Annotated in this window: 24 protein-coding genes and 1 pseudogene; 14 read left to right on the top strand and 11 right to left on the bottom strand. The window is 60.4% G+C overall.

The features are described from left to right. Positions 1–52 precede the first annotated feature (52 nt). From ACI7M0_RS13860 to ACI7M0_RS13840, 5 genes and pseudogenes are all read right to left on the bottom strand, one after another. Positions 53–268 (bottom strand): annotated as a pseudogene (locus ACI7M0_RS13860) (NIPSNAP family protein); the annotation flags it as partial. 16 nt (positions 269–284) lie between these two features. Then, positions 285–800, bottom strand: a complete 516-nt coding sequence (locus ACI7M0_RS13855; RefSeq protein ID WP_019438508.1) for a GrpB family protein — start codon at positions 798–800, stop codon at positions 285–287. Between the two features lie 118 nt (positions 801–918). Beyond that, positions 919–1,467 carry a histidine phosphatase family protein gene (locus ACI7M0_RS13850; RefSeq protein WP_129932427.1) on the bottom strand — a complete coding sequence of 183 codons (549 nt, stop codon included), beginning with the start codon at positions 1,465–1,467 and terminating at the stop codon, positions 919–921. A 17-nt stretch (positions 1,468–1,484) separates the two neighbouring features. Next, on the bottom strand, positions 1,485–2,513 hold the full coding sequence (locus tag ACI7M0_RS13845) for an SDR family oxidoreductase (protein WP_129932426.1): 1,029 nt from the start codon (positions 2,511–2,513) through the stop codon (positions 1,485–1,487). A 3-nt stretch (positions 2,514–2,516) separates the two neighbouring features. Beyond that, a complete protein-coding gene (locus ACI7M0_RS13840) occupies positions 2,517–2,705 on the bottom strand; it encodes a hypothetical protein (RefSeq protein WP_129932425.1) in 189 nt (62 codons plus the stop codon). A 117-nt stretch (positions 2,706–2,822) separates the two neighbouring features. Between ACI7M0_RS13840 and ACI7M0_RS13835 the strand changes: the two genes are divergently transcribed. Next, positions 2,823–3,704, top strand: a complete 882-nt coding sequence (locus ACI7M0_RS13835; RefSeq protein ID WP_129932424.1) for a LysR family transcriptional regulator — start codon at positions 2,823–2,825, stop codon at positions 3,702–3,704. Positions 3,705–3,769: 65 nt separating this feature from the next. On the opposite strand, the gene ACI7M0_RS13830 is transcribed toward ACI7M0_RS13835, so the two are convergent. Beyond that, entirely contained in the window at positions 3,770–4,333 is a 564-nt protein-coding gene (locus ACI7M0_RS13830) for a helix-turn-helix domain-containing protein (protein WP_256658194.1), read from the bottom strand. On the opposite strand from ACI7M0_RS13830, the gene ACI7M0_RS13825 reads away from it, so the two are divergent. From ACI7M0_RS13825 to ACI7M0_RS13815, 3 genes are all read left to right on the top strand, one after another. Further along, positions 4,328–5,326 carry an NADP-dependent oxidoreductase gene (locus ACI7M0_RS13825; RefSeq protein ID WP_129932423.1) on the top strand — a complete coding sequence of 333 codons (999 nt, stop codon included), beginning with the start codon at positions 4,328–4,330 and terminating at the stop codon, positions 5,324–5,326. The two genes, ACI7M0_RS13830 and ACI7M0_RS13825, sit on opposite strands and share 6 nt — an antisense overlap. Before the next feature lie 46 nt (positions 5,327–5,372). Next, on the top strand, positions 5,373–6,131 hold the full coding sequence (locus ACI7M0_RS13820; RefSeq protein ID WP_129932422.1) for an SDR family oxidoreductase: 759 nt from the start codon (positions 5,373–5,375) through the stop codon (positions 6,129–6,131). A 137-nt stretch (positions 6,132–6,268) separates the two neighbouring features. Continuing rightward, the gene (locus ACI7M0_RS13815) at positions 6,269–6,748 is read left to right on the top strand and encodes a MerR family transcriptional regulator (RefSeq protein ID WP_104961806.1); all 480 of its coding nucleotides are present in this window, start codon (positions 6,269–6,271) and stop codon (positions 6,746–6,748) included. 15 nt (positions 6,749–6,763) lie between these two features. Here the strand turns inward: ACI7M0_RS13815 and ACI7M0_RS13810 are convergent, their stop codons facing one another. Together ACI7M0_RS13810 and ACI7M0_RS13805 are read right to left on the bottom strand one after the other, a co-directional pair. Further along, positions 6,764–7,690, bottom strand: coding sequence for an acetoacetate decarboxylase (ADC) (locus ACI7M0_RS13810; protein ID WP_104961805.1), 927 nt, complete (start codon positions 7,688–7,690; stop codon positions 6,764–6,766). Between the two features lie 114 nt (positions 7,691–7,804). Continuing rightward, positions 7,805–8,608: a type 1 glutamine amidotransferase domain-containing protein gene (locus ACI7M0_RS13805; RefSeq protein ID WP_064490604.1), complete on the bottom strand. Its 804-nt coding sequence runs from the start codon at positions 8,606–8,608 to the stop codon at positions 7,805–7,807. Positions 8,609–8,908: 300 nt separating this feature from the next. Here ACI7M0_RS13805 and ACI7M0_RS13800 point away from each other — a divergent pair, with 300 nt between their 5' ends. The 3 genes from ACI7M0_RS13800 to ACI7M0_RS13790 all read left to right on the top strand — a co-directional run bounded on the left by ACI7M0_RS13800 (position 8,909) and on the right by ACI7M0_RS13790 (position 11,334). Beyond that, positions 8,909–10,165 (top strand): NADH:flavin oxidoreductase/NADH oxidase family protein, encoded by a 1,257-nt coding sequence (locus ACI7M0_RS13800; protein WP_129932421.1) that lies wholly within the window; start codon positions 8,909–8,911, stop codon positions 10,163–10,165. Then, positions 10,137–10,361 carry a DUF6196 family protein gene (locus ACI7M0_RS13795; protein ID WP_371920358.1) on the top strand — a complete coding sequence of 75 codons (225 nt, stop codon included), beginning with the start codon at positions 10,137–10,139 and terminating at the stop codon, positions 10,359–10,361. Before ACI7M0_RS13800 ends, ACI7M0_RS13795 begins: the two co-directional genes overlap by 29 nt. Positions 10,362–10,572: 211 nt before the next feature. Beyond that, complete coding sequence (locus tag ACI7M0_RS13790; protein WP_129932419.1) at positions 10,573–11,334, top strand: SDR family NAD(P)-dependent oxidoreductase; 762 nt, start codon at positions 10,573–10,575, stop codon at positions 11,332–11,334. A 336-nt stretch (positions 11,335–11,670) separates the two neighbouring features. Here ACI7M0_RS13790 and ACI7M0_RS13785 read toward each other — a convergent pair whose 3' ends face one another. Next, positions 11,671–12,570: a LysR family transcriptional regulator gene (locus ACI7M0_RS13785; RefSeq protein ID WP_129932418.1), complete on the bottom strand. Its 900-nt coding sequence runs from the start codon at positions 12,568–12,570 to the stop codon at positions 11,671–11,673. A gap of 93 nt (positions 12,571–12,663) precedes the next feature. Between ACI7M0_RS13785 and ACI7M0_RS13780 the strand changes: the two genes are divergently transcribed. The 7 genes from ACI7M0_RS13780 (at position 12,664) to ACI7M0_RS13750 (ending at position 17,443) form a co-directional block, all read left to right on the top strand. Next, a complete protein-coding gene (locus ACI7M0_RS13780; RefSeq protein ID WP_129932417.1) occupies positions 12,664–13,611 on the top strand; it encodes a ketopantoate reductase family protein in 948 nt (315 codons plus the stop codon). Next, on the top strand, positions 13,608–14,006 hold the full coding sequence (locus ACI7M0_RS13775; RefSeq protein ID WP_129932416.1) for a VOC family protein: 399 nt from the start codon (positions 13,608–13,610) through the stop codon (positions 14,004–14,006). Before ACI7M0_RS13780 ends, ACI7M0_RS13775 begins: the two co-directional genes overlap by 4 nt. After that, complete coding sequence (locus ACI7M0_RS13770) at positions 14,003–14,458, top strand: MaoC/PaaZ C-terminal domain-containing protein (protein ID WP_019751728.1); 456 nt, start codon at positions 14,003–14,005, stop codon at positions 14,456–14,458. The genes ACI7M0_RS13775 and ACI7M0_RS13770 overlap by 4 nt, the downstream gene beginning before the upstream one ends. Further along, positions 14,455–15,687, top strand: a complete 1,233-nt coding sequence (locus tag ACI7M0_RS13765; RefSeq protein WP_129932415.1) for a CaiB/BaiF CoA-transferase family protein — start codon at positions 14,455–14,457, stop codon at positions 15,685–15,687. Before ACI7M0_RS13770 ends, ACI7M0_RS13765 begins: the two co-directional genes overlap by 4 nt. After that, positions 15,684–16,502, top strand: coding sequence for a shikimate dehydrogenase (aroE, locus tag ACI7M0_RS13760; protein WP_064490599.1), 819 nt, complete (start codon positions 15,684–15,686; stop codon positions 16,500–16,502). The genes ACI7M0_RS13765 and aroE overlap by 4 nt, the downstream gene beginning before the upstream one ends. A 4-nt stretch (positions 16,503–16,506) precedes the next feature. Continuing rightward, entirely contained in the window at positions 16,507–16,944 is a 438-nt protein-coding gene (gene aroQ, locus ACI7M0_RS13755) for a type II 3-dehydroquinate dehydratase (protein WP_010953903.1), read from the top strand. 241 nt (positions 16,945–17,185) lie between these two features. After that, positions 17,186–17,443 carry a hypothetical protein gene (locus ACI7M0_RS13750; RefSeq protein WP_014591103.1) on the top strand — a complete coding sequence of 86 codons (258 nt, stop codon included), beginning with the start codon at positions 17,186–17,188 and terminating at the stop codon, positions 17,441–17,443. 51 nt (positions 17,444–17,494) lie between these two features. Here ACI7M0_RS13750 and ACI7M0_RS13745 read toward each other — a convergent pair whose 3' ends face one another. Next, positions 17,495–18,187 (bottom strand): anti-sigma factor domain-containing protein, encoded by a 693-nt coding sequence (locus tag ACI7M0_RS13745; RefSeq protein ID WP_104887559.1) that lies wholly within the window; start codon positions 18,185–18,187, stop codon positions 17,495–17,497. Beyond that, the gene (locus tag ACI7M0_RS13740) at positions 18,184–18,732 is read right to left on the bottom strand and encodes a sigma-70 family RNA polymerase sigma factor (RefSeq protein WP_010953906.1); all 549 of its coding nucleotides are present in this window, start codon (positions 18,730–18,732) and stop codon (positions 18,184–18,186) included. Before ACI7M0_RS13740 ends, ACI7M0_RS13745 begins: the two co-directional genes overlap by 4 nt. Positions 18,733–18,744: the final 12 nt, after the last annotated feature.

Genomic DNA, 18,744 nt, shown 5'->3' with positions numbered 1-18,744 from the left:
GACCCGACTGGCGCGATAGCCGAGGCGCAGGAAGGGCAGGCCTTCGTGCGTGTTAATCAAGCAAAGGGCGAAGGAAGCTCCTTTCGTAGCTTACGATGAACTTCAATTCGGACGCTTCCTCCACCAGGCGCATGCACTCAGGATCGCGTGCGGCTTCCTGACGGTATCGCGCGTAGTCGGTAAGGTTTGCGAAGCTAAAAAGGTAATACGCGACGTTATTGGCCCCTTCAGCCGGCAAGAAGGATCCGTGATGCTGGCCACCCAGACGGGGCCAGACAAATCGATCATTCACGCGTGGTTATACCGGCATGAAGCAGCGCCGCGATAATGAAAGGAGCCTTTTTCTCTAGATACTCAGCCATCCCACCCGTATTGCTCGACTCCAACTGAAGCTTCAGCGTTTCATACTGTTGGCGGATCGAGGCATCGCGCCTAAGCAAATCTCTGAACCCCAGCATCTGAGTGATCGTCAGGTGGTCGCGGGTACAAACATGGAGCTTGTGCGTGCGAATCCCATCCACATTGCGCCGGTAGAAATGATGGCCCTCTGACAGATCACTTCCCCGTACATACCCCAAAGCCATCAACACCTCGTCCCGCGTCGAGGTATTGCGATGCGCGTGAACCTCAATGAGCACATCGAGTTCGGGCTTCGCCGCCAGCCCTGGGACAGACGTGCTTCCAACGTGGTGGATAGCAATCAGTTCAGCGTCGAATGCCGAGGCAATGAGTGGCTTGTCTGTCAGGAAGCGGGCGGGCCATGTGGGATCGTAGGGGGTAATCTTGCTGGTCAGTGCCATGTCCGTTCCTTGGCGATAACTACTTGAGGCGCCGGATTGTCCATCAAGGCGTGTGCATTTGCCACCGACTTACAGGGCAATCACTGTCGCCGGGATGTGTCTTCGGAATCCGGGCGATTCACGCTTCAACACCCGCATATCGATAGACCGTCGCACTCCAATACTGGCTGCCGTTACGCGTTTGGCGTTTCCATCCGTCTGCCATCAGTTGTTTGGAGATCATCCGGTTCATGAAACCGTGACCGAGCAATAGAACGGGACCTTCGCTGGCAAGCGATTGCAGCCGTTGCGCTGCCACGTTGGCGCGGATCCTCGCAGTGCTTGCAGATTCGACGCGGCGTGAGTAACCGCACAGCCATAAGATGCGAAGGATAAATGCCCAGGTAAACGGCGATAACCGTGGCAGCCTCCAGTGAGCATAAGGCAGTTGCGCTTCACAGAAGAGCGCGTCGACCAGGGTGGGCTTGAGGCCGAGCGCCTGCAGGGAGGTCAGCGCACGTGGCGCACTACTTGAGACAATTACCGTGGCGGTTGCGGCGAGCTGCATGCTGGCTTCCGGAACGGGCTGGTGGGTAATTTCGGACTGGTTGTATTGTTCGATCCAGTCTTTCATTTGGAGCGCTGACATTTTCTCGGCTGCGACCAGTTCTGGCTGGCCGTGGCGCATCAGGATTATTTCCCCGCTCACAGTCGGCTGCCTTTTTCAAACCAGCCGTGATCACGGGACCACGCCACGGTGTCGGCGATTGTCAGCTCGAGTGCCCGGAAACTCAGCCCAAGCTCCTGTTCACTCTTGCGGTGGTCGAAACGGGTGCGGTCCTGCTCTCGTACCAGTAGACGCAACGTGGCCATGCTCAGCAGAATGGGTCTGCCGGTCAGGCGCGCGTAGATCTCCTGCACAGCCGCCAAGGTGTATAGAAAGGGCAGCGGTATTTGTCGGGCTGGTGTCTTGACGCCCGCCATGCGTCCTAAAACAGGCATCAGTTCGCGCATTGTCATATGTCGACCCGCCGCGAGATAGCGCTCACCTCGGCGCCCATGTCTGGCTGCGGCAATTTGTGCCAATGCCACATCGCGGGCATCGACAATGGAAAAACTGCCAGGGATCAACCCGGGCAACTTGCCCTGTACCACATCGTTGACCAATTGCCCCGACGAGGTTGGGCCAACGTCGCCAGGCCCCCACATCCAGCCAGGCAGGACCATACAGGCATGCATCTGGGGGTGGCTCTCAAGGAACGACAACACGACACGGTCAGCGAGGATCTTGCTGCGGTAGTAGTCATCTGCGTCGGCGTCGGCCCTCAGGCAGTTCTCCTCGATGGGCGTGCCAGGTGCGCCGTTGAGCACAGCAATGGAAGACGTATGGATGAACCGTCGTATGCCGGCCCGGTAGGCCTGCTCAAGCAGGCGCCGCGTACCCGACACGTTTATCTGTTCGAGTTCGTTCCAGTGGCTGCCGCCCTTGTAGTTATCGCGGAAGAACGCGGCTGTGTGAAATACCGTATCGCAGCCTTGCAGCGACGCTGCGAATGTGTCGACCTTGGCCATGTCCCCAACGACCAGTTCCACCTCCGGCAGATTGTTGAACTGCTGTTCACCTTTGGCTTTTGAGCGGACCAGGCCTTTGACCGTGTAGCCGCAAGCGACCAATTCACGCACCAGGTTGTTGCCCAGCAAGCCGGTTGCTCCGGTCACAAATACGCTGCGCATGGCTCAACAAGCTCGCTGTTCGGTTAACGGCAGCAACACGGCGCTGTCGAAAAAGGCCTTGTCCATGACGACAAGACCCATGGTATCGAGGTGGATGCAATCGTTGCCAACCACTGCAAGCAACGCCTCTGGATCTGGTCGATTGAAAGCGCCAGAGGCGTGCTGCGCACAGGCGTTGGGGGTGATAGTCATAAAGTCCGGTCCATTCGTATCGAAGGGCTATAGATATACCTTTGAGGATGCTTTCGAAAAACAGCAATCACTGCATAATGGCTTTGCATATTCGCAAAGCCAGGAATGACTGACAGTATGACGTTGCACGCAAATTGGGATGATCTTCGCCTTCTGCTGGCCGTTTCGCGACGTGGCAGCTTTCTTCAGGCGGGACAATTGCTCGGTATCGCAGCTTCTACCTTGTCACGCCGCCTGACCCAACTTGAGATTGCGGTGGGCGAGCCACTTGTCGAGCGCGGCGTTGAAGGGTGCCGGCTGACGTCCCGGGGGCAATCCCTGGTGGAAGTTGCTATCGCTGCAGAATCAGGCCTGAGGCGGCAAACCCTTTCTGACACATCGCAGCAGCCTACCGAGCTGTCCGGCAGTGTGTTGGTCAGTGCAGGGGAGGGGTTCTCGGATTACGTTCTGGAGGCGATAAGGCGCTTTACATCCCTGCACCCGCGTTGCTCCGTGGAGCTAACGGTGGCAGCCGAGTTTCACAAGATCGCCCGCGGCGTGGCAGATGTTGCTGTGCGCACCGCCCATCTGGGGGAACCGTCACTGATTTATCGACCGATTGGCCGGCTCGCCTACGGCATCTTTGCTGCCCCGGGTTATCTGAAGCAATTTCCAGGCGTGACGCTTTCCACGGCGGTCAGTATTTCCTTGCTTCCCCCGCTGGATATCTTGCCGCAAATGCGAGCGGCAAAGGCCGCGGGTCTGGACCGCGCGCAGATCAGCGTGAACTCGTTCGCCGTGCAGCTCCAGTCGGTGAGGCGAGGGATGGGGGTGGCTGTGCTGCCCCGTATCGCGGCTACCGATTTGGTCCAGCTGTTCCCGCATCTCCAGCTTCCAGATATGGAGATCTATTTGGTGACCCGGCCTCAGGCCTTGAAGCAAGCTCACATCAAATGCTTTTTTGACACCTTGGAGCGGGTTCTGCTCGAAGCCCTGTCCTCGGCACATGTTGACGCTTGATCCAGCAGCACCCTGATCACTGCGCAGCACCTCACCGGCCGCTGACCAAGGCTGCAGAGGTCGTGTCAACTTTCCTCAGGTGTGACAATGCGCAGGGGGCGCGTGCCGATCTTTGCCCCCGTAATCTCGTCCACGGCGACAGCTTTGATTTCTGTGCCTGTTTGCGCATCGAAGAAGCGCGTCAGCTTACCACCGCCTCGGTATTGCCGGCCCCATGCACCAATCATGAACAGAACAGGCAGAAAATCGCGACCCGCAGCGGTCAGCAGGTACTCCTCCCGAGGCGGGTGCTCGGAGTAGCGCCGCTTCTCCAGTAATCCTTCCTCCGTCAGTGTCGCCAGCCGGCGGGTCAGCATTGTCGGTGCAATACCCAGGCTTTTCCTGAATTGGTCAAAGCGAGAAAGGCCGGCATGGGCATCACGCAGGATCAATATGCTCCAGGCATCACCGGCAACTGCCAGGCTGCGGGCGATCGGGCACGGGTTATCGCAACTATTTTTCATGTCCATACTATTTTGATAGTGACCTGTCTGCGAAAGGGTAGTATTGTCTGTATCAAATCGATAGTAACACCTCGATGACGAGCCATCCACCCGCAAAAACCAATGATGAATAGCCGAACCATGCAAGCACTGACCTTCAAGCGCTACGGCAAGTCACCCGACATCGGGTTGGCCGACGTTCCCCGCCCCACGCCAAAGGCTGACGAATTACTGGTGCAAGTCCACGCTGCCGGCCTGAACCCGATCGACAACATGATTCCAACGGGGATGTTCAAGCCTGTATTGCATTTCCAGCTGCCAGCCACCCTGGGCAGCGATCTGGCCGGCATCGTGACCGAGGTGGGTAGCAATGTGACCCGCTTCAAGCCAGGCGATGCTGTCTTCGCCAGCCTCTTCGATCTTGGCACAGGGGCGATTGCGGAATTCGCGGTTGTGCCGGAAAGCGCCGCCGCGCTGAAACCGGCCAATCTGAGCTTCGAGCAGGCGGCGTCGATCCCGATGGTCGGCCTCACCTCATGGCAAGCGCTGAAAGAGCGCCTCAAGCTTCAGGCCGGGCAGAAGGTGTTCATTCCCGCCGGGTCGGGGGGCATCGGTACGTTCGCAATCCAGTTGGCCAAACACCTCGGGGCAAAGGTGGGCACCACCACCAGTACAGGCAACGTTGACCTGGTGAGCGCTCTGGGGGCGGACGAGGTTGTGGACTACAAGACGCAGGATTTCGAGACCGTGCTGCGCGACTACGACGCGGTGCTCGGAACCATAAGGGGAGATGCGATTGAAAAATCCTTGTCCATCCTCAGACCCGGAAGCCAGATTGTCTCGCTCATTGGCCCACTGGATGCTGCGTTCGCCCGGGCCAAACGCCTGAACCTCCTCCTGACCTTCGTGTTCGGCCTGATGAGCCGCAAGATCATGCGCCTGGCAAAGAGGCGGAATGTCCAATACTCGTTTCTTTTCGTGCAGCCAGACGGTGCCCAACTCGCCGAAATCGGCAAGCTTCTGGACGCCCAGCGAATTCGGCCGGTGATCGACCGGGTATTTCCGTTCGAGGACGCAAAGGGTGCGCTTGAGTACCTTGCTCAAGGGCGTTCCAAGGGCAAGGTCGTAATCAAGATGTGACTGCCGCCATATTTCTCACACAACCATCGACATAAAGGTAACGTCCATGACCACACGTCCGACCGTACTCATTACCGGCGCCTCCAGCGGCATTGGCGCCACCTACGCCGAGCGTTTCGCCCGTCGTGGCCACGATCTCATCCTTGTGGCGCGCGACACATCGCGCATGGAGGCGCTTGCATTACGCTTGCGCAAGGAAAGCCATGTGGCCGTTGAGGTGCTGCCAGCCGACCTGACCAGCTCGGCAGACCTGTCCGTGCTTGAAAGTCGGCTGCGCGACGACGCCAATATCGGCGTGTTGATCAACAACGCGGGTATGGCCCAATCGGGTGGTTTCCTGGACCAGTCCGCTGAAGCTATTGAGCGCCTTGTCACGCTCAACACCACCGCGCTGACGCGGCTCGCTGCTGCGATCGTCAACGTGGGTTCAGTGGTGGGTTTTGCGCCCGAGTTCGGCATGTCCATCTACGGCGCTACCAAAGCCTTCGTGCTGTTTCTGTCACAGGGGCTGAGTCAGGAGCTGTCACCCAAGGGCGTGTACGTGCAAGCGGTGCTGCCGGCAGCGACCCGTACCGAGATCTGGGCGCGTGCCGGCATTGACGTCAACACACTCCCGGAGGTGATGGAGGTCGGTGAGCTGGTCGATGCTGCACTTGTCGGTTTCGACCGTCGCGAGTTGGTAACCATCCCGCCACTTCATGTTGCCGAGCGCTGGGATGCGCTGGAAGGTGCGCGTCAAGGGCTGATGTCTGACATTCGACAAACCCACGCGGCTGAACGATATCAGCGCCCACTGAGCGCGTGATTGTGTACGAATGATCGAATCCGCGGCCTCCGCTTCCCTATGAAACCAAGGCGACCAAGTCACACGTTGTGCTTGGCCGCCCGATGACTTCAGGTTTAAAGTCAACTTTAAGGTCAATAGGTTTTTCAGGGTGAGGTATGAGAATAGGTGAACTGGCAAAAATCAGTGGACTGGCACCGTCACGCATTCGATTCTATGAGGCCAGTGGCCTGATCAGCTCCGTCGAGCGCAAGGCCAATGGATACCGGGACTATGCGCCTGATACCGAATGGGTTCTGCACCTCATAACCAGCGCACAGGCGGCGGGTTTTTCTCTTGAGGAGATCCGGCAACTGATGCCGATGAACGCCAGTGGCTGGCGGCACGACGAGTTGCTCACTGGGCTCAAGCAAAAGGTTGAGGAAATCAGTGCGCTGGAGGAACGGCTAGCACAAAACAAAGCGCAACTTCTGCTCGTCATCGAAGGCATCGAGGGTAAGCCCGAAGGCATGGCGTGCGCGGACAATGCGCAAATGCTGATAAATCGTTTGCGTGAAGAAGGGGTTGGCCAAGCGTCCGGCAAGCGTGCGGTAACGTCTTCCACGAGAAAAAACGCCCGCCAGGCTTCCGGGGCCTGACAGGCGCAAAAGGTCTCAGCGCTCGCCAATCAGGCCGGCGAGTGGTTTGGGTGCATAGAGCGCACTCTGAAACTCTGGCACGTATTCGTACTTCATCATTTTCCCAAGCTTCAGGGTGCGGAGGTAATTCGACAGAGTGCCGTCGCCTAGTGTGAGGGTGGCTGAATCTGCGTCGCGGCTCGAGCCGTGACGGAGTTGGCGGGAAACCGCATAACCGTATGCCAAGTGGCCCTGATGATCGAGATTGGTGAAGCTGCTGGTGACGATATCGACTTCGCGTGAGAGCTTGTCGAGTTTCTTCGCTTTGAAGGACACATCGACTTTTCCGGTCTGGCTGTCGTTGATGTCATAGACCACAGACTGGGCATCTTCTTTGCGGTCGATACCAGTCAGCCATTTAGGCAGGTTGTAACCGACGACACCACGCACCCGTGCAAGCTCGGTATTGACCGGCAGCTTGAGCACATAGCCCCAGAAGTCGCCGGACATCGACTGGCCAATCAGTGTGAACGGACCCAGATTGGCTTTGCCTGGCGTGTTGGTAATGATCGACACCGCCACTTCGTTATAGGCGTCGTTATCACAATGCTCATAGGTGTATGCAGTAAACGCAACCAAGCCACGGCCTGGCCAGACTTGCAATGGGGATGCGGTTGCTAGTACTTCCGGCGGCATCAATGCCCGAAGTGCGTCCAAGTCGGCCGTGTAGACAGCCGTTACCCGACTGTTCTGGTAGTAAAAGTTCGGGGAGTATGACTCGAAGCCGATGTCGACCTTGTGCTTTTCCAGTCCTTTGAACCAGCTCAAATCAACACCTGGCAGCTCTGCTGCAATCACCGACAAGGGCGGGTTCGAGCGATAACGGTCGTACAGGCCGCCTTTGACGACCGGCACCGGGTGGCCTGCGATTTCGATTGTGTTGGTTTCAGTCGACGTGAGCATTTCAGGCGTCCCCGCCAACCCTTGGTTGGCAATTGAGCTGAACAGCAATCCTGTTAATGCGGTGCTTGCAAGTTTCAATCGGTCTTTCTCCGCGGGTGGGAACAACTTGAGGGTTCAGCGAGCTACGTTGTCGCCAGAGAGCACCGCCATCACCGCTTCAGCTACGGCTTTGGGTGATTGAGGGTTTTGGCCGGTGACAAGCCTTCCATCCGTGATGGCAAATGACGTGAATGGCAGCCAGCCTTTGCGGTACCGAGCACCCTGACTCACCAACTTGTCCTCAAGGAAGAAGGGCACCTGGCTTTTCATGCCGGAGAACAGTTCTTCGCGATCAGAGAAGCCGGTGATGTTCTTGCCCTTGATGATCAACTGGCCCTTTTCATCCTTCAGATCCAGCAGGCCCGCTACGCCATGGCAGACGGCCGAGACGATGCCACCCTGGTTGTAGATGGTTTCGGCGACACGTCGCAGGTCGGGATTATTGGGGAAGTCCCACATCACGCCATGGCCCCCGGTGAAGTAGATGACGCCGAACTGGGACGGATCGATATCTGCGATCGGCAGCGTGTTCTGCAAGCGGGCGCGAAAGGCCGGGGACTGCAAATGCTCACGCGCGGCCTTGTCCATGTACAGCCAACCGAGACTGCGCTCGTCCAGTGGCACCGCACCGCCTTTGGGACTGGCAAAAACTGTGCTGTAGCCAGCAGCCTCCACCACATCGGTGAAATGCGTCAGCTCAGTAAGCCACAACCCCGTGGAATCGGTGCGTGAGGGATATCTGGCGTGATTGGTCATAATCACCAGAATCTGGCGATTCTTGGCAGTCGTTGTGGAAGCGGCGGTGCCAGCATTTGCAAATGTCATGAAAGCGCTACCTATCAGTACCAACGCATAAGAAACAAAGGTCTTGAGCATCATCCGAGCTCCATCACTCAAGCAGGCCAGTGCATGCTCACCTTAAACCTCGCTTTAAGGTCAATCCCCGTGCTGCAAATAATGTCCGATGCATCTGGCGCTGGGTTTGATTCGCGCTCGAGCTTTTCACCCGGTACGGCCAAGACTTCGATTGAACACTCCCTACTCGGTTGTTGGACGCCCATCGGGTGACGCACTTGCCAGGTGCCGGCGTATTGGAAATCGACTGATCTTGAAAAAGGTATTGACCTTAAAGTTGACTTCAAACTTAAGGTGGCCTCATATCCAGTTGAGGACTGCTCCATGAATGTGTTCGACACCCTGATGCTTCCCAACGGTTCGACCGTCAAGAACCGAATCGCCAAAGCCGCCATGGAAGAGAACATGGCGGATGCCGACCAGGCGCCTTCCGAAGCACTCATGCGTCTCTATCAAGCGTGGGCCGACGGTGGTGCCGGCCTGATTATCACTGGCAATGTGATGGTCGACGGCCGCGCCATGACCGGGCCGGGTGGCGTGGTGTTACAGGACGATCAGCAACTGGACAAGTTCAAGCGCTGGGCACGTATTGGTCGATCCGGCGGCGCGCAGTTCTGGTTGCAGATAAACCACCCAGGGCGGCAGATGCAGTCCAATCTTGGGCAAAAAACCTGGGCACCGTCAGCCGTGCCGCTGGAACTGGGCACAATGTCCAAGCGCTTTGCCACGCCTCACGCGATGACTCCCGGCGTGATCGAAGAGGTTATTCAGCGCTTTGCGAACACCGCACGCCTGGGCGAACAAGCCGGATTCACAGGTGTGGAGATCCACGCTGCCCACGGCTATTTGTTGAGCCAGTTCCTTTCGCCGCTGACCAACCAAAGGACGGACGAGTGGGGTGGCTCTCTGGAAAACCGGGCGCGCCTGTTGCTCGAAATCGTCAAGGCGGTCAGGGCCGTGGTTTCTGTGGATTTTGCAGTGGCGGTCAAACTCAACTCCGCCGATTTCCAGCGCGGAGGGTTCACCACCGAAGACGCGAAAAAGGTCGTTGAGTGGCTCAACGACCTGGGCGTAGACATGGTGGAGTTATCGGGAGGCAGCTACGAAGTACCCGCCATGCAGGGTGACGCGCGCGATGGTCGCACCCTGGCTCGCGAAGCGTATTTCGTCGAGTTCGCCCGTGATCTCCAAACCGTTGCCAAAATGCCGGTGATGGTCACTGGCGGTATACGTCGGCGCCCGATAGCCGAAAGCGTCGTGCAGAGCGGTGTGGACATGGTGGGTATCGGAACGGCGTTAGCCATCGATCCGCACTTGCCTCGTGACTGGTTGCAGGGCAAGGACAACGCCCCTCAATTGCCGCCGATCACCTGGAAAAACAAAGCCATCGCATCCTTGGCGAACATGGCAGTAGTGAAGTTTCAATTGCGCAAACTCAGCCGGGCTAAAAAGCCCGACCCGAGCGTTTCGCCGTTGCGCGCGCTGATCCAGCAACAGCTCTTCATGGCTTATCGCACTCGCCAGTATCGAAAATGGATTGACACGTCTGCGCATGACAAGGGCCTGGGAGACGCAAGATGACGATCGCTGTAGAGGGCTCGTTGGCTGTTTGGCAATGCGCCTGAAGCAGAAGTTTGGGACCGGCGTTTTTGTGACTTGTGGCCAGAGTCGAGAGGAGGGCGGGATGTTTGATTATTGGGTCGTCCCGGCTAGCCTGGCTTCAGATGTCTTCGCAGAGATCCAGGCGTTGGTAGATGGCCAAGCAGATTCCCGGTAGCGGATACATTCGCGTGTCCCACGATATCAGCTTCTGAGCGGCTGAAGGGTCATGACCCATGCGCGTATCTAAACGATGTGCTGACGCGGCTGCCGACGCAGTGAGCCAGTGAGACCGAGCAATTGCTTCCGCATCTGTGGATGGCTGACTGATCTGTGCAAGGTGTGTACGCTGGCCGCTTACTCTTTAGCACTCCATTCGAGATACCCATATGACACCCAATCCGACAACTGATAACGCATTACGCGTTGCGTTGGTGACAGGATCAACTTCCGGTATCGGCGCAGCCATTGCACGTGTCCTTAGCCGGGCAGGCTATGCGGTGGTGCTCCATTCGCGAAATTCTGCGGATACGGGACACGCTATGGTTGCCGAAATGAAGCAGGCTATTTACTTGCAAGCTGATCTTGCTGTCGAAGCGGACAGGGTCAGGCTTGTTAACGAGGCTATCGCCGCGTGGGGGCAGCTTGACGTACTGGTCAATAACGCCGGTATTAGCAGAGTCATTGCGCACGGCGACCTTGCCTCTGCCAGTTCGACGGTGTGGCACGAACTTAACGAGGTTAATGTCGTGGCGCCGTTCCATCTGGTTGCTTTGGCCGAGTCGGCACTGCGCGATGCCGCCCGTTACCGTCGAGCAGGTTGCGTCGTAAACATCAGTTCGCATGCCGGTACCCGTCCTAAGGGCGCATCGATTCCCTATGCGGTAAGCAAAGCTGCGCTAAATCACATGACCCGCTTGCTCGCGCTATCGCTGGGGCCAGACATTCGCGTAAACGCTGTGGCGCCTGGCTTGGTCGACACGCCTCTGACCGCAGAGTGGACAGAGGCCCAAGAATTGTGGCGAACTCGCGCACCTATGCGCAGGGCCGCTAGCCCAGACGACATCGCAAAAGCTGTTGTCATGCTGGTCGAGTCGGACTACTTGACCGGCGAGATACTCCTTTCAGACGGTGGGTTGAATCTGACTTAGGTTTAGCGTGTTTTGGTGGAGCAGAAGAGAAGAAGGCCATATGGCCGCTTGCTGGCCCATATGCTTGTTTACGGGCCAGTAAGCGGCGGGATTCACGCCCTGATCGCCTCAAGTAGCCCTATGATGCCGAAGATGCTCAGCCTTGGCGCCACGATCTCGACGATCAGAAGGTTAGACAATCGCAGGCGTTTTCACACAGCCTGGGTCGAAAGCGGCCGGTCGTGAATGCCAATTTACGACCCAAGCCCATCCTTCGCGAAGATAGGCGTGCGGCCAGAGCGGATGGCTTGAATCAGACCTGCTATCCAAGTCGAAACGGGGTCATGCTTGGCTGGCTCACTGAAACAATCCGCGAACGACTTCCCTCAACCATCGATTTCCATTGTCCTGATGATAGCGGGCGTGCCAATGCTGTTTGACCGTGAATCCCTCCACTTCGAACGGGCAGTCATGCACCTGTAGCCCATGCATATCGGCCAGTGTCTGCCCGATATGCCGCGGCAAGGTGCCCAGTAGGTCGGTAGTCCCGATTATCTTCCCCAACCCGAGAAACGCTGGCAGCTCGAGCATGATCCGCCGTTCGATCCCGGCCCGCGCCAATCCTGCTTCCAGCAGCTTCTGCCCGGTGCCGAAACTGATCTGCACATGCCCCTCGGCCCGATACCGCTCAAGGCTCATGCCATTGCCCAGGCGCGGATGCTGCGGGTTGCTCAGGCACACCCAGTCCTGCTCGAACAGCACCTGCTGATACATCCCCCCGCCCAGCCAGGGCACGAAGCCGATGGCCAGGTCCGCTTCGCCCGATTCCAGCGCGCTCTCGGTATTGCCGTCGATCCGCGCCGCCTCCAGGCGGATGCCCGGCGCATGGCTGCGCAGATGGTTGAGGATGCTGGGCAGCAAGGTGATGTGGCTGGCATCGCTGACACACAGGCGAAAACGCCGCTGCGCTGTGGCGGCGATGAACTGCGGCTCCCAGGCGGTCAGCCGGCGCAGCGATTCCAGCACCTCGCGGCACGGCCCTATCAGCTGATCGGCGCGTGGGGTAGGGGCCATGCCGCCCGGCGTGCGCACGAACAGCGGGTCGTTCAATTGCTCGCGCAGGCGCACCAGCCAGATGCTGATGGTCGGCTGGCTCTGCCCCAGCTGTTCGGCGGCACGGGTCACGTTGCGGCATTGGTACAGCACGTCGAACAGCTGCAGCAGCTTGGGTTCGGGCAGGGCCTCCAGGGTAGTCATTATTGAAATTCTCAATAGCTGTATTGAGGCCATTGTATAGCGCAAATAAACCCCGCTGCATAAGGTGATCGCAAATCACAGGAGGTCTGCGACGTGAAAATCTGCATTCTGGGCGCCGGTGCACTGGGTTGCGCCATCGGCGCGGCCCTGAGCGAGGCAGGGCATGAAACCTGGCTGCTGAACCGCGGCCGCGCGCATGTCGAGGCGATCAACCAGCATGGGCTGCGGGTGCAGGACGAACGGGGCGAGCGCCATGTACCGGTCAAGGCGGCCATCGAAGCCGAAGACGTTGGCGTGACCGATTTGGTGGTAGTGCTGGTGAAGTCGTTTCACACTGCCGAGGCCATCGCCGGTGCCCTCGCGCTGATAGGCCCACAGACGCTGGTGCTGTCGCTGCAGAACGGCCTCGGCCACGAGGACATCCTGGCCGAAGTGGTGGGTCGCCAGCGGGTGCTGGCTGGCAAGACCTATGTCGGCGGCGTGCTACTCGCGCCGGGCTCTATCCGCGCCGGTGTGGCCGGCAAACAGACTTTCATCGGTGAGCTCGACGGCCAGCTGACGCCCCGCGTGCAGGCCATCGCCGAAGCGTTCAACAATGCCGGGCTGGCCACCACGGTCAGCGACAACATCCTCGGCACCATGTGGGACAAGCTGCTGGTCAACGTCGCCACCGGTGCATTGAGCGGCATCACCATGCTCAGCTACGGCCAGCTGTACAGCGAGCCGCTGCTGGAAAGCACCGCCAAGGCCGCCGTGGCCGAGGCCATTGCCGTGGCCGAGCGCGCGGGCATTCGCTTGAGCCTGACCAGCCCCGAGGCTGCCTGGTCACTGGCCGCCGAGGGCCTGCCGGCGAGCTTTCGCACCTCGATGCTGCAGAGCCTGGAAAAAAACTCGATCACCGAAATCGACTTCATCAACGGCTCCGTCGTGCGCTGGGGCCAGCGCCATGGCGTGGCCACGCCGGTCAACGCGACCCTGGTGGCCTGCATCAAGGGTATCGAGCGCGCCATGGCCGATCACCAGAAGGGAGAAACCCCATGAGCCAGCCAAAAGCCTACCTCGAACACGTGGCGTTCTGGGTGCAGGACATTCAGTGGCATATCCGCTTTTTCAGCGAGGTGTGTGGCATGACCATGCGTGAAGTACAGGGTGACGTCGAGCAACCGGCGCAGTACTGGACACTCGGCGGCCTGCAGTTCATTCACCAGCCGGACTTCGCAGGCCCGGAAGGGCGCCTGGCGCACCTGGGCATCATGTGCGAAGACCTGGAAGCGGCGCTGGCCGCCGCCCAACGCTTTGGCGTCAGTGAGATGCCCCAGGGCCGAAACTGGCTGCGCCTGCCTGATGGCCTGGCGGTGGAGTTCATCCAGGCGCTGCCGCCCAAATGCGTAGCCCAGGCACTGGCCATCGACCCGCGCGCGGAGGTGCAGGCATGAGCGTGATTGAAAAGTACTGGGACGATGCCCGCGAAGGCGATGAGTGCATCAGCCCGACCTACACCGTGACCCGCGAACGCATCCTGGCCTACGCCGACCTCACCGGCGACCACACCCCGGTACATGTCGATGAGGCCTACGCCAACGCCAGCCACTTTGGCTGCCTGGTCGCCCACGGCCTGTTCGGGCTGTCGATCGCCGACGGCCTGAAGACCCAGTGCGAGTACCGCTTCCTACCGGGCATGTCGCTGGGCTGGACCTGGGACTTCGTGCTGCCGATCAAGGTCAACGACGTGCTCCACGTGCGCATGCGGGTGGGGGCGATGCGCCCGAGCAACAGCCGACCTGGCTGGGGCATCGTGGTGCTGCCTTCGGAACTGATCAACCAGCACGGCGAAGTCGTGCAACGTGGCGAGCACCGGTTGATGGTGCCGCGGAGGGCAGTAGCATGAGCCAGGCATTGCCATTGGCGGGTATCCGCGTCATTGACTACAGCCACTTCCTCGCCGGCCCCTATGTCGGCCGTTGCCTGGCGGCGCTCGGCGCAGAGGTGATCAAGGTCGAGCGGCCGGGTAGCGGCGACGCTGGCCGCCAGCATGCGTTCACCCTGGACGACCAGCAGAGCGGCTATTTCCTGCAGCTGAACATGGGCAAGCAGGGCGTCAGCGTCAACATGAAGGACCCGCGCGGCAAGGCGTTCATGCAGCGCCTGACCGATTCGGCCGACGTGTTCATCGAGAACTACCGCCCCGGCGCCCTGGACAAGCTGGGCTTGGGCTACGCCGAGCTGTCGGCGCGCAACCCGCGCCTGGTGTACTGCTCGATTTCCGCCTACGGCCATACCGGGCCGGACGCCCACCGCGCCGGTTTCGGCCTGATCGCCGAGGCCAAGAGCGGGATCATGCAGATGGTTGGCGTGCCGGGCGAGGCACCGCCGCTGCTGCGTATTTCCCTGGGCGACATGTACACCGGCATCCACGCGGTGGCGGCGATCAATGCCGCGTTGCTCGGCCGGGTGAGCAGTGGCCGCGGCCAGCACATCGACATGGCGCTGTACGACACCCTGGTGTCGATGCACGAATACGCGGTGCAGTGTTACACGCTGTCCGGTGGCACTGTGTTGCCCCAGCAGACCGGCCACGACATGCCCACCTCGACCCTGTACGGCGTGTTCCGCGCCACCGACGGCGACCTGGTGATCGCCGCCCAGGTCGACGATGCCTGGCAGCGCTTCGCGGCCATGCTCGAAGCCAACGGCGGCCCGCCCGGGTTCGGCAGCGACCGCCGCTACCACAGCCTCAACGGCCGCAACGCCCACCGCGAGGCGATCCTGGCGGTGGTCCGCGACTGGGTCGGCGCGCGTCGGGTGGCCGAGATCCTGGCGTTGCTCGATGCCATCGACATCCCCAGTGCCAAGGTCCAACGCATCGACGAAGTGCTGGCCGACCCGCAGATCCAGGCACGCAACATGGTCATCGAGCAGCAGCACCCACGCTACGGCACGCTGCGCCTGGCCAACCTGCCGTTCCGCTTTTCCGACTGCGATACCACGATTCACCAAGTAGCCCCGGACCTTGGCCAGCACAACGCCGAAGTGGCCGCCGGGCTTGGCTTCAGCCCTGAAGAAATCACTGCCTTGCAGGCGGATGGCGTGTTGTTTACCCACGGAGATGCACGATGAGCGACCGCTACGCAGTGATCGGCCGACCGATCAACCACACCAAGTCCCCGCTGATTCATGGCCTGTTCGCCCAGGCCAGCAACCAACAGCTGGAATACGGGGCTATCGAAGGCTCGCTGGACGACTTCGAAGCCCAGGTACTGCAGTTTCGTAGCGAAGGCGGGAAGGGCATGAACATCACCGCCCCGTTCAAGCTGCGTGCCTTCGAGCTGGCCGACCGGCGCAGCGAGCGGGCGCAATTGGCACGGGCGGCAAATGCGCTGAAGTTCGAGGATGGCCGCATCGTCGCCGAGAACTTCGATGGCATCGGTTTGCTGCGGGACATCGAGGAGAACCTTGGCGAGCCGCTGCGCAACCGCCGTGTGCTGCTGCTGGGCGCTGGTGGCGCGGTGCGCGGGGCGTTGCTGCCGTTCCTGCAGGCGGGGCCTCGCGAGCTGGTGATCGCCAACCGGGACATGGCCAAGGCGCTGGCGCTGCGTAACGAGCTCGATCACCCGCGTCTGCGCATCAGCCGCTACGAAGCGCTGGAAGGGCAATCGTTCGACATCGTGGTCAACGCCACCTCGGCGAGCCTGACCGCGGACTTGCCGCCACTGCCGGCTGATGTGCTGGGCGAGGCGGCCTTGGCCTACGAGCTGGCCTATGGCAAAGGCCTCACGCCTTTCCTGCGCCTGGCCCGCGAGCAGGGCCAGGCGCGCCTGGCCGATGGCGTCGGCATGCTGGTGGAGCAGGCCGCCGAGGCGTTCGCCTGGTGGCGCGGGGTGCGGCCCGACACACGTGCGGTGATCGATCAGCTGACGATTCCCCTGGAGTAGGTCGATGGTCGCCAATGTACTGATGCTGCATGGCATCAACCACAACATGTTCGGCAAGCGTGACCCGCGCCAGTACGGCACAGCGACCCTGGCCGACATCGACCAGGCGTTGCAGGCCCTGGGCGAGGAGCTGGGGGCGCAGGTCGAGAGCTTCCAGAGCAACTTCGAGGGCGCCATGTGCGAGCGCATCCATCAGGCCTATGAGGACCGGGTGGATGCCGTGTTGATCAATGCCGGTGCCTGGACCCATTACAGCTACGGCATTCGTGATGCGTTGGCCATTATCGAAGTGCCGGTGGTTGAAGTGCACATGTCCAACATTCATGCCAGGGAGCCATTCCGCCATCACTCGGTATTTGCCGAGGTGGTGCGCGGGCAGATCTGCGGGTTTGGTGTCGAAACCTACCTGCTGGCGCTGCGTGCGGCGATGAGCATGGTCTGAGCAGGGCGCAGGGGGCGGATCTCCGAGCGCGTCTACCCGCGAAGCAGGTGGCGCGGGGCATGCGGCGACGGCGCCTGAAGTGACCGTAGGTGTGGCGGGTGTCGTGCTGCCTACCCATCCAGCATGGATGGAAAGCCAGTAGCGACTTCCGTGACTGCATAGTACGGTCCGCCTTCAACAAGCCACCCGGTTCGTTGCCTCCACCCCCACGGACCGGGGCTCTCATGACCTGGGAGGTCGAATGGACGTCGCTACAACGATCAGTCAACAAGAACTGGATAACGCCTTGGTCGCGTTTGCACGCTACAAAATCGGAGAAATCAAGATCTTCGACCTGGAGCAGGCAATGAGCTTCGAAGCAGGCCAAGCCTTGTCCCAAAGCGGGCTGGTCCGGTTCTCAATTACCAAAATGGTGTCAGGACGTTATCGCATCAGCGATGAAGGAGAGAACGCCATCACAGAGGCTGGGCGGGATCGCCTTGAGGTGATCCGCGCCTGACCATAGGTCCAGCTTGCGAAGGCCGCAGTCGCGTACTGCGGCCCTGTCGTGTCATATCACTTTCACCGCGCGACCAATGAACTTCACCGGCCCTGTCGGCAGACCGGTCGGCGAGCCACCGGCTTTCTCCAGCGTCAGCTCGAACAGTTGATTGGCCTCCAGGGGTGGCAAACTTTCCAGCGGAACTCGATAGGGTTCGCCCGGTTTGACCAGGCCAAGCGAAACCGGGGCACGCCATTGCTCGCCCTTGGTCCAGAACTGCAGGGCCATGCCGTCGGGGACCTTGTCCTTACCCAGCGGCAGCAGTTCGATCATGTGGCTGTCGCTGGCCTGCACCACCCAGCCGGGGGCCTGGCTGTTCGGCGCCACCAGCACCACCAGGTATTCCGTGGTAGAGGGGGGCGTGGTCAGCAAGGTAAACGCCAGCAGCAGGCTTGCAGCAAGCCCTGCGGCGCTGAGCCCTTGCCACAGGCCGAGGCGTTGCCACCAGCGAGCCTGCGTGCGCGGTGCGGGTAGCTCATCGAGGCTGCGCTGGATGCGGCGCCACAGGCGGGGGCTAGGGGGCTGCGGGGTAGACAGCGCGGTCAGCTCCAGCAGCCGAGCCTCCCAGGCATCCACGGCGGCGCGAAGCGCGGGGTCGGTACGCAGGCGTTCGGCCGTTGCGGCATATTGCTCCGGCGACAAGGTCCCCAGCACGTATTCCCCGGCGAGGCTGTCCAGTTCTTCGGCAGAATCGGGCTTCATTCCAGGCACTCCCGTAGCGCTTTGAGGCTGCGTTTGATCCAGGCCTTGACAGTGCCCAGTGGCGCACCCAATAAACCGGCTATCTCGGCGTGGCTGCAGCCGTCCACGTAGGCGTGCAGGATGCAGCGTTGCGGTGCGGGCTGCAGTTGTTCAAGGCAGCGGTAAATCTTTGCTGAGCCGGACCAGAGGTCAAGGTCATCAACCCTCCCGTGCAATGTTGACGCAGTTTCGGTGTCGGCATCGGTCAGTACAGTTTCACGGCGGGTATCGCGTATCGAATTCAGCGCCAGGTGGCGGGTAATGCTGTAGATCCAGCCTCGAGCCGAGCCGCGCGCCGGGTCGTAGCTGGCTGCGCGGGTCCAGATGCGGATGATCGCATCGTGGACGATGTCTTCTGCAGTGGCGTCATCACGTGCGATACGCCGGGCAACGCCCAGCAGGCGCGCGCCTTCGTGATCGTAGAGCGCCTGCAGGGCCCGTCGGTCACCCTGTGCACAGGCTAACAGGCAGCGGTGGAAGTCGAAGGGGGCGGCCGGCGAGTTCAACGTGTGTGGCTT

Source organism: Pseudomonas sp. 10(2024) (assembly GCF_045164175.1).
GTDB lineage: Bacteria > Pseudomonadota > Gammaproteobacteria > Pseudomonadales > Pseudomonadaceae > Aquipseudomonas > Aquipseudomonas alloputida.
This window is presented reverse-complemented; position numbering and strand designations above follow the sequence as displayed.